The following is a 13,672-nucleotide window of genomic DNA, read 5'->3' on the forward strand; positions in this document are numbered from 1 at the left end:
GGCCTCCGGCCCCGTGCGCCTTTTTGGTAGTGCACGCTACCGGAAAGGCGCACCGGCAAGGCCGCGGCTGAGGAACTCCACCAGCTGACCGGGTTCGGTATCCACCGACTCGATCAGTTGGATCAGTTCCCTCTTGTCCTCTGCTGCAAGCGGTTCGATGCCACCGAAGGTGCGCATCGTGGAGCCGGCAGGGAGAACGCGTGCACAGACGAGCGTGCCCGGCTCGAGATTGACTGAGCCCCACTCGTCCGTGACCTTCACCAGATGCCCGTTGCGGACGTCGCTGAGGGTCACCAACTGTCCCGGCTCCGTCGAGGCGACCTTGTACACCGAGCGCGGAATCGACAACCACTGATCGGCCAGTTCGCGTTCGTCGGCAGGCAACAGTTCTCCGCGCCGCTCGACAAATGCCGCGAAAATACCCGCATCGAACAAGGCAGCGTCGACGGCCAACCCGCCTTCGACGGCCAACGTCAGTGCTTCTTCGCTGTTGAACTGCTCGGCACGGATGAGCGCAAGATCGAACACGGCGTCGAAGTACTCCGGTGTGCGCGAGAACAACTGAGCCTTGACGTAGAGCCAGTTGGCCCGATCATCGAACGTCACCTCGGACTTGCCCAGATGGCAGACCTTGAACTTGCGACCGGAACCGCACCAGCACTTGTCATTTCGGCCGAGTTCGGGGTGCTCGGCCGGGGCATAGCGCTGAAGAACCTCGTGCAGAACCTCGGACTCGCCACCCTCGATCCGGCCGAGAAGTGCCAGCGCGCGGGTCACGTCGCTGCGATCGGCCGCCAGCAGTGCCAGATCGAAGATCGCGGGAGTCCAGTCGGGATCGAGATCGTGCGCCGTTTCGTACGACGCCTCAGCGACAAGGATCTTTCCGAGACGATCCGAAGCCTTGCCTGCCAGCCAATGCGCTGCCGGCTTGACACGACGCGACCCTTTCTCGGCGAGAGCAGTTGCAACAGAATGCAATACGGAATCATGATCGTCGAGTTCGGACAACAGCTCCAACGCTGCCGCAGCCGCGGGCGGCTCGGCGATGCCGGCGAAGGTCTGCGGATCCTCCTTGATCTGCTTGCGCGCCCAGTCCAAGACATCCTCGACGGCTTCGGCTTTCACTGCCACGACCACATCGACGAAGGCAATCACCGAGGCGGCTTCTTCCGGGTGCAGGTTCTCCCGAACCTCGAGCATGCGGGCTCGGTTCGCCAGGTGGTATGCCTCGAAATCGAATCCGTCGACCGCAACGTAATCACCGTCGCGGACGTAACCTGCCGCCTCGAGCATTTCGCCCAGCGGTGCGGTGGGCTGACGGAACAGCGACGGCTCGTCGAGCATCAATTGCCAGACAATGGCATCGAGGGTGTCAGCACCGATGTCTGCGAGGACCGTCCCCAGGCTCTCGCCGAATCCGGGTGCGGGATCCAGTACCTCGGGGATGGTGCAGAGCGTCAGCTCACGATCAGCGACGAACAATCCGATCAAATCGCCCGCAGAACATTCGGCGAGAGTATCGGTGTCGAGGAGAAATCCCTCGTCGTGCGGGAACTCCGGATCTTCGATCCCACGATCAGCCAACAGGTCGTCGTCGATCCCGCGGTGCACGACGCTGATGCCATGAATCTCGTCGTCGTCACGATCGAGGAACACCCGCAGCATCATCAGATCAGGGTTCGCGTCGAGAACGCCGGACTTTATTTCGGCTTCGGTGAGCCGATGGGTCAGCACTCGATGCTCGAACAACGTGTCGAGTGCGGCGTACCGCTCCTCACTCAAGTAGCCGAGCAGTGGGTCCTCGACGTACTCGACGAATTCGGCCATGTCGTCGGCTGTACCGTGGCCGGCATCGGCCAACAGGGTGCCCCAGTCCGCCGCTGTCTGCGGGCCGTGCTCACGCAACAACTCCATCGCGGCTTCGGCGATCAAGTCATTGGCATCCATCGGTTCGTTCACCTATCCAACTTTAACGGGGTCGACTCGATACATCGTCACCGGTCATCGGTCGAGTGATCGGCGCCTCCACGCGACTCGCGCACCAGTTCTTCGGCGTCGAGTTCCTCGGAAGCGAGAACCTCGAGTACCCTCGCAGCCTGCGATTCCGAGGACATGACGACTACGCCCACCGCAAGCGCGCCAGTGGGGGCCGTCAGGAGCCTGGCACTGATCAGGTCGCCGGGCTTTCCTTCGACCGGGTGACCAACGGTGACGGTTTCCTCGGACACACGATCGAGCAGCACGACGCCGGTGTCGGAAGTTTCGATCACCTCGCACACCGACCTCCGGACCCCGAGCCACTGTGCGGCTGTCACTACTTCCGCCTCGGGAAGTAGTTCGCTGCGTCTGGCCAGGAAGTCGGCAAAGATCCCACCCTCGAACAGAGCCACGTCCAGTGCCGAGCCGTCGAAGATCGTGGCGGCGATCAGTTCGTCCTCGGAGAGATTCGCGTTTTCGAGATCGTCGAGCCCGGTCACGACGTCGACGAATTCGGAGGCAAACGCAAACAGGCACGCCTTCTTGTACAACCAGCGACCATCTGCCTTGACCGATTCATCGGCCTTTCCGAGGTGGCAGACCTTGTACTTGCGGCCGGAACCGCACCAACACTTGTCGTTTCGCCCGAGTTCCGGGTGATCGACTGGGACGAAGTCCTGCAGTACGGCGTAGAGATTCTCTTCACTTCCGCCGTCGATCCGCCCGAGCAGTGACAGCGCCCGGGTCGCGTCGCCGCGGTCCGACGCGAACTGAGCCAGCTCGAACAAGGCCGGACCCCAACCGGATTCGGCAAGGAGCGCTTTCTCGTAGTGCGCCTCCGCTTCGAGCACGCGCCCCAGCCGATCGACGGCCTTACCTGCGAGCCAATGAGCCGCCGCCCTGACCGACCGTGGCCCTCGCTCGGCCAGCTCGGAGGCAAGCGCTTCGAGGATTGCGTCGGTCACCGGGTCCTGATTCCGAAATCCGAGATCGAACACGGCCACTGCAGCACCCGGATCTGCCAGTGAGACAAAGAAGTCCGGGGCGGCGCTGACGTGACGGCGAGCCCAGTCCACGATGTCGAAGTCGGCGATGACGGCATCGGTGTATCCGCGGTCCGCCAGATCGACAAATGCAACAGCAGCGACGGCCTCGTCGTGGGTCAGGTCGTAGGTACTGGCGACCAAAGCTGTCCGAATCTGCAGGTCGTAGGCATCGAAGTCGAATCCCCGCCGAGCCAGTAGTTCACGCTCGTGCTCGTAACCTGCCGCCTCGAAGATCTCACCCAGCGGCGCAACAGGAACCGTGAAGAGAGACGGATCCTCGAGCAGGAGTTGCCAGCACACCGAATCCAGGGCCTCGACTCCGTCCTCCTCGAAGAGTTCGCCGAGCGCCGGAGCAAGATCGGGTTCGTCCTCGATCTCGACCAGACGAAACGCAAGTCTTCCGTCTTCGACTGCCAGGCCGATGAGATCACCGTCGGCGCACTCGCCGAGGGTTCCGGCTGGAAGAACCACAACTCGTCGACTCCGGAAGGGAGCAGCTCCACGTTCCACGGCCGCTTCTTCCGCCAGGGCCACCCGGATCGCCCCGTCTTCGCCGTCGCCGTCGCCGTCGCCGAATGCCAAGATCGGCTCCAGGTCGGGGCTCGCGTCGAGGATGTCGGACGCAATCTCGAGCTCGCTTAGCCGGTGAGTGAACACGAGGCCTTCGAGGACCGTGTCGAGGGCGACGTACTTTCCGTTGGGCAGGTACCCGAGCATCGGTTCGGACAGATACTCGAGCACGTCGGCCAACTCGGTCGCAGTTCCGTACTCCTCGAGATGGGTCGCCCACTCTTCGAGACTCAGCGGGCCTTGCTCGCGCAGAACAGCCAAAGCAGCGGAGGCAATGGAACCAGCAGCGTCGGAACCAGCGGTTTCGTCGTCGAAATCAGTCACCTGCCAATGGTAGGCGACTTATTGCAGTCCACTGAGCCCCTCGCCCAGCACGGTCGCGCCGAGGATCGCCAGGATGACCGCCATCATCACTGCGTTGTTCGCGGTCATCCATGACTTCGCTGATGCGAGGATCTCGTCGGCTCGCTTGCCGGAGAACACCTTGACCAGGATCGGCGACGCGATGCCGACGCTCGCGATGACCGTGAAGATCACCGCGGCAACAATCTGTTGGACAACAACATTCGTGGCGACCGCGATAGTGGCCGCACCGGATACCGCCAGCGCTGCATTTTTGGGATTGACCGCCGCGGACAAGAACGCCAACCCGAACGCCTTCCGCGGAGTCAACCCGTCGATGCTCTTCATCCACTTCGGAACTGTCGGATCACTTCCGTCCCTCGGACGCGCTCGCCACTGCTTGTACGCCAATCCGAACAGAACGAGCCCCAACACGATTCGTACGACGCTCGACCACACCGAAGTCTGCGACGACTCCGACTCCGCAAACGAATAGTCCGCGATCACGATCGTCACCGCAACGACTGCCGAGATTCCGAGGACCCACCCGAGTAGAAAAGATACCGCCCCTCGATGTGCTCCAGCGGTGATCATGACGAGCACGATCACCGCCATGGGCATCGAGACGAAAAGCAAGCCGAGGGCAATCGGAAGAGACAGACCGATCGCAGCTAGCACCGAAAACCTCCAGTTGAATGCACGATCGACGATCGATTCGAGGTCGAAATCACGACGGCGGAGGCAGCATGACCTCGATGAGATGCGGGCCGGGTTCCGCCAGCGCTGCGGCAAACTGTTCGGCCAACTCCTCCGCTGTGTTCGCCCGCGACGCGGGCACTCCCAATCCCTCGGAGATCTTGACGTAGTCCATGTTCGGAGACGACAGATCCAACATCGACTGTGCGACGACGCCGCCACCTTCTGCGCCGACTCGTTGCAGTTCGCCACGCAGAATGGCGTACGCGCGATTGTTGAGCAGAATCGTCGTGACGTTCAACTGTTCTCGCGCCTGCGTCCACAACGCCGTGATGGTGTACATCGCGCTTCCGTCGGCTTCGAGATTGATCACCGGCCGCTCCGGCGCTGCCACAGCGGCGCCCGTCGCCACCGGGATGCCCTGGCCGATGGCACCTCCGGTGAGCGTGAGCACGTCGTGGCGCGGCGCTCCGGCAAGGGCAATCGGGATCGCCCAACCGGAAGTGGCCGCCTCGTCGGAGATGATGGAGTCGTCTGGCAGCAGGGCCCCGATCACGTCGGCCCAATTTCGCACGTCGAGAGGCCCGCTCGGCAGCGACGGCCGATTTGCCTCCTGCAGAACGGGTTCCACTCCGGGTGCCACGAGTTCCGCCACTGCTTCCAACGCGCCGACAACATCGTCGCTGACATTCGCCAGCGTTGTCACCGCGGCGCCGTCCGGGACCAGATCGCTCGGTTTTCCGGGATACGCAAAGAACGAGACCGGCGAAACCGCGCCGGCCAGGACGAGCTGAGTTGTTCCGCGAAGTTGTTCGGTGGCGTGCTCGGCGAAGTATCCCAAGCGCTCGAATGACGGTAGTCCCGCACCGCGTTGAAGCCTGGCCGGAAAGGTCTCGACCAGAATCTGTGCACCGGTCGCGACTGCAATTCGGGAAGCGGCGCGCAGTCCGGCTTCGGAACACGCTACGCCGCCCAGCAGTAGCGTGGCGCGCCCCTCGGCATTGAGCGCGCCTACCACCGAGTCGATCTGTGCTGCAGTTACTTCCGCCCGCCCCGGTATGTCTCGAGGACCCGCAAGAACTCCACCTTCGCTCCACGAGACGTCGGCGGGGAGGACAAGTGTGGCAATGCGTCCGGGCGGATCCATGGAGGCGGCAACGGCGTCGGCCGCATCGCTACCGACGGTCGCGGTGGAGTCGGAACGTCGACTCCATCCCTCCAGCCACTCGGTCAGCGCGTCGATATTCGATTCGAGTGGAGCGTCGAAACCGTGGTGGTAGGTCGCGTGGTCCCCGACGATGTTCACGATGGGGGTGTGGGCGCGGCGCGCGTTGTGAAGGTTCGCCAGTCCGTTCGCCATTCCGGGGCCGAGATGAAGCAGCGTCGCGGCAGGCTTTCCGGCGATACGCGCGTACCCGTCCGCGGCACCGGTGACGGCGCCCTCGAACAAGCCGAGTACCGCACGCATCTGGGGAACGGAATCGAGTGCGGCAACAAAATGCATCTCGGACGTTCCGGGATTGCCGAAGCACACCTCGACACCCGAGTCGACCAAGCTCTGGATAAGCGATTGTGCACCATTCATTTCGGTCACCTCTTCTTCATGAAAGCTGCGAAGGCTTCTTGCGCTTCGTCGGATCGCCGCCGTCTCGCGAAATGATCCGACTCCACGTCGATGGTTTCCAGCAGGGCATCGAGATGTGGGCGGCGGAGGAGCATCTTCGTCAGCGTCACCGATTCAGCCGGGGAGTCTGCAATGCGCACCGCGCGCTGCAATGCCACGTCGAGCGCGGTCTCGGCCTCCACGACGCGATTGATCAGGCCGGCTTCGGCAGCCTCCTCCGCCCCGAACATTTCTCCGAGCATCAGTAGTTCCGTTGCCCGCTTGAGCCCCGCGATCTGCGGCAACAGGTAACTCGATCCGCCCTCGGGCGAGAGCCCGAGCGGAACGAACGGCAATCGGAATCGTGTACCTCGCCCCGCGAATGCCAAGTCGCAGTGCAACAACATCGTGGTGCCGATTCCGACTGCAAACCCCTCGACCGCTGCGACAATCGGTTTGCGTGCGGTGACGAGTGCGATCAGCAGGTCTTTGGCCTCGCCGCCGTCTCTCCCGGCAGTGTCCTGGAAACTTCCGATGTCGTTGCCGCTGGTGAAGACACCACCGGCGCCCGTCAGCACCGAAACCCGCACTGCGTCATCGTCGTCAGACTCCCGGATCGCGTTCGTCAGTTCGCGGTAAGTCTTGGGGTCGAGCGCGTTGCGCCTCTCCTGGCGATCCATCGTGAGCAACCGGACTCCCGGTGCGTGCTCCTCGATCCGAACAGTCATCCGTACCTCCGTCGTGGCCGAGAGTCTCGATTCAAGCTACTCGGTCGGGAGTTCAGCGTTCATAGCCCTTGCGCATATCGTCGACGATGCGCGGCCGGTCGAGTGTTGACGGCTCCAACTCCCGCCTCGGGCGATCGCGAGGAAACACCGAGGCCGACGCCAGGGTGGGCTCGTCGAGGAACCGCAGGTTCGGCACATCAGCGGGCAGACGAAGCTCGGGCGGCGTGGAACCTCTTTGCGCGAGCACGTATCCCCAGTCACCGAAGCTCGGCACGAAAACGTGATAGGGCGAGACGCTCAGTCCGACAGCCGATACCGTCGACACCGTTCTCCAGTACGCATCGGGTGTCGAGTACGGACTGCCGGACTGGACGACCATCAGCCCGCCCGGATTCATCGCGGCAGCGGCAAGTCCGTAGAACTCCATCGAATACAAGCGGCCAAGTGCGGGGGTGTCCGGATCCGGGAGGTCGACGATGACCGCATCGAAGCCTGGATCCGGACGCTCGCGCAACCACCGAAACGCGTCGTCGAGTACGACGTCCACCCGTGGATCCTCGAGTGCTCCCGCGTTCAGATCACGAAGACGCGTGTTGGCCAACTCGATGACTGCCGGGTCGAGTTCCACCTGAACGATCTGCTCGACGCTGTTCATTCGCAGCACTTCCCGTGCAGCGAGGCCGTCACCGCCGCCCAGAATCAGCACGCGCCGCGGGTCGTTCACCAGGGCCGGATACACCAGCGACTCGGTATACCGATGCTCGTCGACACTGGAGAACTGCAGGTCTCCATCGAGAAAAAGTCGCACGTCGTTTGCCCGCTCGGTGACGACGATTTCCTGGTACACCGATCGCTCGGCGGCCACCACGGGATCGGTGTAGAGCCGCTGCCTCGACGTGGTCTCGATGTCCGAGGCCGCGATCAGCAGCCACCCGATCAAGCTCGCCGCCAACAGCATTGCGACGACGGCGATCAATCGTGCACGCAGGCTGAGCTGCCACCGAAGAAGTATCAGCGCGACAACTGCCGCAGCCACGAGATTGATCATGCCGGTGAGTGCGGCACCGCGAATCATGCCCGCCCACGGCAACAATACGAACGGCCACAGGAGGCCGCCGATCAGCGCGCCGAGATAGTCGGCTGCATTGAGGTTGGCCAATACCTTTCCGGTGCTCTGTGCGTCGTTGTCGCTGCGACCGGACTGCAACAGCGTCATCAGCAGAGGCACTTCAGCACCCACGAGGATACCGATCAGCGCGGTCGCAGCCACCAGAACTGCTGCGCTGGAACCGAAGAACGTGAAGGTCACGTACAGCGTGACGGCACTGAATCCGCCGATCAGCCCGAGCAGGATTTCGACGGTCACAAACGAGATGGCCGCATGCCCCAACAGCGGTTTGGCGGCCAGCGCTCCGATACCCAGCGCCGCAACAAATCCCGCGACGATCAACGACGTCTGGGTGATGCCGCCGCCGGTCAGACTCACGCTGAGCGTCAACAGGGCCAGCTCGTAGATCAGGCCGCACGCCGCGCACGCGGCAACAGCCGCAAGGAGAAGCACGCGTGCGCGTGAGCCGAGCATCGTCGAACGCTCGGCAACTTTCACATCGCGATCAGCGGCAACCATCAGGTGAGCGCTGCGGCGTTCACCAAACCGATGGACAACAAGCTCACACCCACCGCCCACGCGGCGCCGCACATCTTCGGATCCTGCACCAGTGCAACCAACTTGCCGGGAAGGAATGCGTTCATCAAACGCAGCGCGATCGCTTGCAACACGATCGCGAACAGTCCGTACACCGCGGAGTCGGCGAGTCCCTGGGCAAAGCCGTCCGAACTGGTCAGGATTGCCGTCACCACGATGATCGCCAGCGCAAGATGGTTGGAAGCCAACAGAATCGCAGCGTTCGGGTTCTTGTCGACGTAAACCTGGTGGCGGAGATTTCCGGGTGTCATGAGGTCGAGGACCAGGAATCCCGTCGCCAGAACCGCTACGCCGACGACGAAGTAGGCGAGGGTGCCGAGAACGCCCCCGACGAGCAATGCCGGATCCACCGTTCCGATCTCGACGGAAGTGGATGCAAAGATGTTCGTCACGCCGTTCTCCTTCTCATTGAGCACTACCGTCATTTGGCACTACCCGAGCCGCCGCTGCCACTGCTTCCACCCGCCGGGGATCCCGGGTTGAAGCCCGGTCCCAGGTACGCGTATCCGCCGCTGCGATACGTGCCGTCGATGTCCTCTACCTTGATGGTGCTGCCACCGCCCGAAGCCGAACTGACAGTGACGATGTCGTCGTCGTAGCGCAGGTATTCGTTGCCGCCGTCAGCACTTCGCGCCGCTGGTTCGTCCGCGTCGACAATCCGTGAGACGGTCGTGCCCACTGGATCTTTCGACGAGTACAACACGACGTCGCCATCCTGGGACGTCTTGGAATAGTTGTCCGCGATGAAGTCTTTGGCTCCACCACCGCACGCCGACAACATAATTGCGGCTGCCACCATCACCGGAGCAAACCACGTCCGCCCCCTCACGGGCGCCACCTACTGCGCGTCTTCACGATCACTCCTGTCCCCTCCCCCGGGTACAAATGCCAACTCTGCCAACTCCACCCCTGGCGGTCTCGCACGCCACACAACGCGGTCAACGCTGTGTCGTCGCCGGGAAAGGATCCGCAGATCCAACCGTCCTGGCCGGCGGACTCTCTCAACGATGCAGCTTCCGAATCGAATTCGACTCGGTCCAGGACCAGCGAGGAAGACTCGAAGCGGTAGTTTCCCGTGGACTCCACTGCCGGCAAGGGTTCACCGCCGGCGGCAAGAGCATCGCACGAAACCTGCTCGGTCAGTTCCTTTCCCGATGCCCGGGCCGTCACCACGTGAGATGCCCCGAGCACTCCGAGTGTCAACGTCGCATCGGAAGTTTCGATCACCAACTCGGCGAGGGTCGGCGGCGAGGGGGCTCCCAGCACCAACCCCAGTGCCGAGGCATTCACGTCGGTCGGTTCCACATCGAGTCGATACAGACTCATTCCGGTGGGCCCGAGTGGATCACGGTGAGTTCGCTGCGGGTGACCGCCCGTCCCGTGGAAACCTCCCACGACTGTCCGCGCGCCCACTTCTCGAATGCGATCAGCCCGGTCTTGTCGGCGGTCGCGTAGTCCGCGTATTCCATCGAGCCGGAGGGGGCCGTACCCGTCGTACCCTCGGCCGTGAACTTCGCCGTTCCACTTTCGATCTTGCGGTGAACCTTGTCGTCGAGAATGACGTCGCCGTTCGGGACCAGGTTGGTTCCTTCTCGACGCATCCAGAGAGTCATCTCGAGTTCGCCCTCGTCGTCCTCCACTGTCAGCCAACGACGACCGGTCGACCCGTCGAGAAGGTGCTCACGCCAGATGTACCCCTCTTCGTCGAGCGTGATGGTCCCTCGAACAACGTGGTCGATACCCGCGTACGTGATGATGTCGCCGACCCCGATCTTGTGGGGGTCGTACACCTCGGGATAGTCGGCGAGCGGGTCCACGCGAGCATTCGGCTTGCCCTGGCGTCCACGCAGGACCACAAACGCGACGGCAGCGATCACTACGAGTATCAGGACAACTATCAGCACGTTGGTCAACGGTTTCTCCGAAATCGTCTCGGCAGGGTTGCCGCGGGCCATACCCTACCGATCCGTTCTCAGCCTTTTCGGATGAGACTGCCGGCAAACTGACCCGCCGCCGGCCGGGCAGGTCTCCAGCGCCGTGGGCAGATCGAAAGACTGCCCCGGCGCACCTTTGCGTTTACGCTCAGCCCGAGGAACTCCGCGCGAAAGAAAGCCGGTCGACTGACGATGAGCAAGAACACGGAGCCGTCTGCCCGCACCGTCATGCACACACCACGATTCTGGTTGACGCCGTTGATAGTGGTCACCCTCTTGATGTCGGCGCTGGCAGCGCTGTACATGGGCGGAATACTCGACCCCAAGAAACACCTGGACCAGTTCCCGATCGCCCTGGTCAACCAGGACGAAGGCGACACCCTCCCCGGCGGCGACCCCGCCGACCGCAAGAATTTCGGAAACGACATCGTCGCCGGCCTCGAAAACGGAATCGACCACCAGAAGATCGACCTGCAGCAGATCGGTATCGCCGAAGCCCAATCTCGGTTGAACTCCGGCACGCTGTACGGCGCGATCGTGATTCCCAGTGATTTCACGAAGAGGACGATCATCCTGGCGGAGGCCAGCGTCGTCGCCGGTGACGTAGAGCAACCGATCATCACGATCTACACCAATCCGCGCGCCGGTTCCGTATCCGCATCTCTGGTCCAGTCGATCGGAACTACAGCCCTCGCCTCGGTCAACAAGAACATGGGCGAGCAACTCACCACCCTGGTCACCCAGCAGTTGGAAGCGGGAGGCACCGGAACCCAGATCTCAGGAGCGAGCCGCCTGCTGCTCGAAAATCCGGTGAACGTACTCACGGTGGCCCACGATCCGCTTCCCGACGGCACCGGATTCGGTTTGGTTGCATTCTATTTCGCGCTGCTGTTGGTCCTAGCGGGATTCACCGGAGCAACCGTGGTCAATTCCTTGGTGGACGGCATGCTCGGATATGCGCCTACCGAATTCGGTCCGCTCTTCGTTCAGAACGACGTTGTGGGTATCAACAGGTTTCGGACGCTGCTCGTCAAATGGGCGTTCATGATCGTGTTGTCCGGCATAGTCTCCGCGTTGTTCCAGTGGATCAGTCGCGCCCTCGGAATGCCGGTCACTCACGGGCTTGCATTGTGGGAGTACGGCGCGCTGGTCATCACTGCAGTCGGCATCACGGCGATGTCGGTGATGGCCGCATTCGGCTCGTTGGGCATGTTGATCAACCTGTTCGTGTTCGTCATTCTCGCGCTGCCCTCTTCCGGTGGCACCATCCCCCTCGAAGCCAGCCCCAGGTTGTATGCCTGGCTGGCGCAATTCGAGCCGATGCACCAGATCTACATGGGTACGCGATCGATCCTGTTCTTCGGCGCACGCGGTGAGGCAGGGCTGCTGCATGCCGTCTGGATGACGTTGGTGGGTCTACTGATCGGCGTCGTACTCGGCATCGTGACCACCCGTTTCTACGACCGCAAGGGCTACGAACGCACCCATCGCCCCAAGGTGGCGTGAGATGGTACCCAGCCGGGATTTGATCGAAACCTGTTGGGCCGATTCAATGTGATTGCGCGTTTCGGGAATCTTCGACCCCCTTCCGCACGTTGTACAACTATGGCTAATTACAAAACAGTCAATCCCGCGACAGGTGAAACCGTCAGGGAATTCGATACTTTGGATGACGCCGGAGTTGAAGCCGCACTTGCGAACACGCATCGCGGCTACTTGACCTGGCGCAACAGTGCGCCACAGCAACGTGCGGCAGTCCTGAGCAAGACCGCCGAACTGTACACAGAGCGGGCGGACGAACTGGCCCGAATGATCTCGTTGGAGATGGGTAAGCCGGTCCGCGAGGCCAAGGGCGAAGTACAACTCTCGGCCGCGATCTATCAGTGGTACGCAGACCACGGTCCGGCGTTGCTCGAGGAAGAACGGCTCGACGTTCCCGGGGCCGAGGAGTCGGTTGTGTACCGGCGATCGATCGGCGCCCTGATCGGCGTCATGCCGTGGAACTTCCCGTACTACCAGGTCGCCCGCTTCGCGGCACCGAATCTCATGCTGGGCAACACGATCATTCTCAAGCACGCGTCCAACTGTCCCCAGTCGGCTCTGCTGATGGAAGAGATTTTGCGACAAGCCGGATTGCCGGACGACGCCTACGTCAACGTCTTCGCGACCAACGAGCAGATCGCGGACATGATCGCTGATCCCCGAGTTCAAGGTGTGTCACTGACTGGCAGCGAACGCGCCGGCACCAGCGTCGCCGAAACTGCGGGACGCAATCTCAAGAAGGTCGTCCTCGAACTCGGCGGATCGGACGTGTTCATCGTCCTCGATTCCGACGACATGGATGCCACCGTCAAGTCCGCAACCAAGGCGCGTCTGTCCAATGCCGGCCAGGCCTGCAATGCGGCCAAGCGTTTCATCGTCACCGAAGATTTCTACGACGACTTCACCCGCAAATTGGCGACGTCCTTCGAATCCGTTTCTGCCGGTGACCCGTTGGACGAATCCACCGTCCTGGGCCCGCTGTCCTCACAGAGCGCGGCAGACACTCTGATCGAGCAGATCGACGACGCTGTGTCCAAGGGAGCGACGCTGCTGACCGGTGGAAAGAAGATCGACGGCCCGGGCGCCTACGTTCAGCCGACGTTGCTCGCAGACGTGACCCCGGACATGCGGGCTTACAGCGAAGAACTGTTCGGACCTGCCGGCGTCGTCTACAAGGTCAAGTCGGCCAGCGAGGCTGTGGAACTTGCCAATTCGTCGGTCTACGGTCTGAGCGGGTCCGTCTGGAGCAGCGATCTCGATTCCGCCCGGTCGGTCGCTGCCGATCTCGACGTGGGAATGGCGTTTGTCAACGAGCACGGAACGACGTTGCCCGGTCTGCCCTTCGGCGGAGTCAAGCGCTCCGGAGTCGGCCGCGAGCTCGGTCCGTGGGGAATGGACGAGTTCGTGAACAAGAAGCTGCTCCGCGTCTCCAAGAAGTAGCTCGGTGCAAAAGTAGCGCAATACAAAGGAAGGCCCTGATCTCTGTTGAGGTCGGGGCCTTTCAACTGTAACGCTCCGCAGGATGAAAC

At 62.4% G+C, this 13,672-nt stretch carries 12 protein-coding genes; 2 read left to right on the forward strand and 10 right to left on the reverse strand.

Annotated elements, in window-relative coordinates; translation table 11 throughout:
- Positions 1–36: 36 nt before the first annotated feature.
- From FEZ59_RS10830 to FEZ59_RS10875, 10 genes are read right to left on the reverse strand one after another with little or no spacing between them, the layout of a single operon-like run.
- Complete coding sequence (locus FEZ59_RS10830) at positions 37–1,959, reverse strand: SEC-C domain-containing protein (RefSeq protein WP_346343225.1); 1,923 nt, start codon at positions 1,957–1,959, stop codon at positions 37–39.
- A gap of 35 nt (positions 1,960–1,994) precedes the next feature.
- Positions 1,995–3,917, reverse strand: coding sequence for an SEC-C metal-binding domain-containing protein (locus FEZ59_RS10835; protein ID WP_172932630.1), 1,923 nt, complete (start codon positions 3,915–3,917; stop codon positions 1,995–1,997).
- Positions 3,918–3,935: 18 nt separating this feature from the next.
- Positions 3,936–4,613 carry a GAP family protein gene (locus FEZ59_RS10840; RefSeq protein ID WP_172932631.1) on the reverse strand — a complete coding sequence of 226 codons (678 nt, stop codon included), beginning with the start codon at positions 4,611–4,613 and terminating at the stop codon, positions 3,936–3,938.
- A gap of 49 nt (positions 4,614–4,662) precedes the next feature.
- On the reverse strand, positions 4,663–6,216 hold the full coding sequence (locus FEZ59_RS10845) for an acetolactate synthase large subunit (RefSeq protein WP_170320384.1): 1,554 nt from the start codon (positions 6,214–6,216) through the stop codon (positions 4,663–4,665).
- A 5-nt stretch (positions 6,217–6,221) separates the two neighbouring features.
- On the reverse strand, positions 6,222–6,962 hold the full coding sequence (locus FEZ59_RS10850) for an enoyl-CoA hydratase-related protein (RefSeq protein ID WP_172932632.1): 741 nt from the start codon (positions 6,960–6,962) through the stop codon (positions 6,222–6,224).
- Positions 6,963–7,014: 52 nt separating this feature from the next.
- Positions 7,015–8,544: a polyamine aminopropyltransferase gene (locus FEZ59_RS10855; protein WP_242459792.1), complete on the reverse strand. Its 1,530-nt coding sequence runs from the start codon at positions 8,542–8,544 to the stop codon at positions 7,015–7,017.
- 44 nt (positions 8,545–8,588) lie between these two features.
- Positions 8,589–9,059: a DUF350 domain-containing protein gene (locus tag FEZ59_RS10860; protein WP_024487862.1), complete on the reverse strand. Its 471-nt coding sequence runs from the start codon at positions 9,057–9,059 to the stop codon at positions 8,589–8,591.
- Positions 9,060–9,088: 29 nt separating this feature from the next.
- Positions 9,089–9,466 (reverse strand): DUF4247 domain-containing protein, encoded by a 378-nt coding sequence (locus tag FEZ59_RS10865; protein ID WP_044480673.1) that lies wholly within the window; start codon positions 9,464–9,466, stop codon positions 9,089–9,091.
- A 26-nt stretch (positions 9,467–9,492) separates the two neighbouring features.
- Positions 9,493–9,993, reverse strand: coding sequence for a DUF2617 family protein (locus tag FEZ59_RS10870; RefSeq protein WP_046379342.1), 501 nt, complete (start codon positions 9,991–9,993; stop codon positions 9,493–9,495).
- Entirely contained in the window at positions 9,990–10,622 is a 633-nt protein-coding gene (locus FEZ59_RS10875) for a DUF4178 domain-containing protein (protein WP_019745427.1), read from the reverse strand. Before FEZ59_RS10875 ends, FEZ59_RS10870 begins: the two co-directional genes overlap by 4 nt.
- Positions 10,623–10,793: 171 nt before the next feature.
- Between FEZ59_RS10875 and FEZ59_RS10880 the strand changes: the two genes are divergently transcribed.
- Positions 10,794–12,107, forward strand: coding sequence for a DUF3533 domain-containing protein (locus tag FEZ59_RS10880; RefSeq protein ID WP_021345628.1), 1,314 nt, complete (start codon positions 10,794–10,796; stop codon positions 12,105–12,107).
- 99 nt (positions 12,108–12,206) lie between these two features.
- The gene (locus FEZ59_RS10885) at positions 12,207–13,583 is read left to right on the forward strand and encodes an NAD-dependent succinate-semialdehyde dehydrogenase (RefSeq protein ID WP_134998869.1); all 1,377 of its coding nucleotides are present in this window, start codon (positions 12,207–12,209) and stop codon (positions 13,581–13,583) included.
- Positions 13,584–13,672 lie beyond the last annotated feature (89 nt).

Source organism: Rhodococcus sp. MS13, assembly GCF_013277835.1.
Lineage (GTDB): Bacteria > Actinomycetota > Actinomycetes > Mycobacteriales > Mycobacteriaceae > Rhodococcus_F > Rhodococcus_F erythropolis.

Coding starts and splice junctions, on each gene's coding strand:
- FEZ59_RS10845 (WP_170320384.1), bottom strand. CDS start 6,216: ATGAATGGTGCACAATCGCTTATCCAGAGCTTGGTCGACTCGGGTGTC.
- FEZ59_RS10850 (WP_172932632.1), bottom strand. CDS start 6,962: ATGACTGTTCGGATCGAGGAGCACGCACCGGGAGTCCGGTTGCTCACG.
- FEZ59_RS10855 (WP_242459792.1), bottom strand. CDS start 8,544: ATGCTCGGCTCACGCGCACGCGTGCTTCTCCTTGCGGCTGTTGCCGCG.
- FEZ59_RS10865 (WP_044480673.1), bottom strand. CDS start 9,466: ATGGTGGCAGCCGCAATTATGTTGTCGGCGTGCGGTGGTGGAGCCAAA.
- FEZ59_RS10870 (WP_046379342.1), bottom strand. CDS start 9,993: ATGAGTCTGTATCGACTCGATGTGGAACCGACCGACGTGAATGCCTCG.
- FEZ59_RS10875 (WP_019745427.1), bottom strand. CDS start 10,622: ATGGCCCGCGGCAACCCTGCCGAGACGATTTCGGAGAAACCGTTGACC.
- FEZ59_RS10880 (WP_021345628.1), top strand. CDS start 10,794: ATGAGCAAGAACACGGAGCCGTCTGCCCGCACCGTCATGCACACACCA.
- FEZ59_RS10885 (WP_134998869.1), top strand. CDS start 12,207: ATGGCTAATTACAAAACAGTCAATCCCGCGACAGGTGAAACCGTCAGG.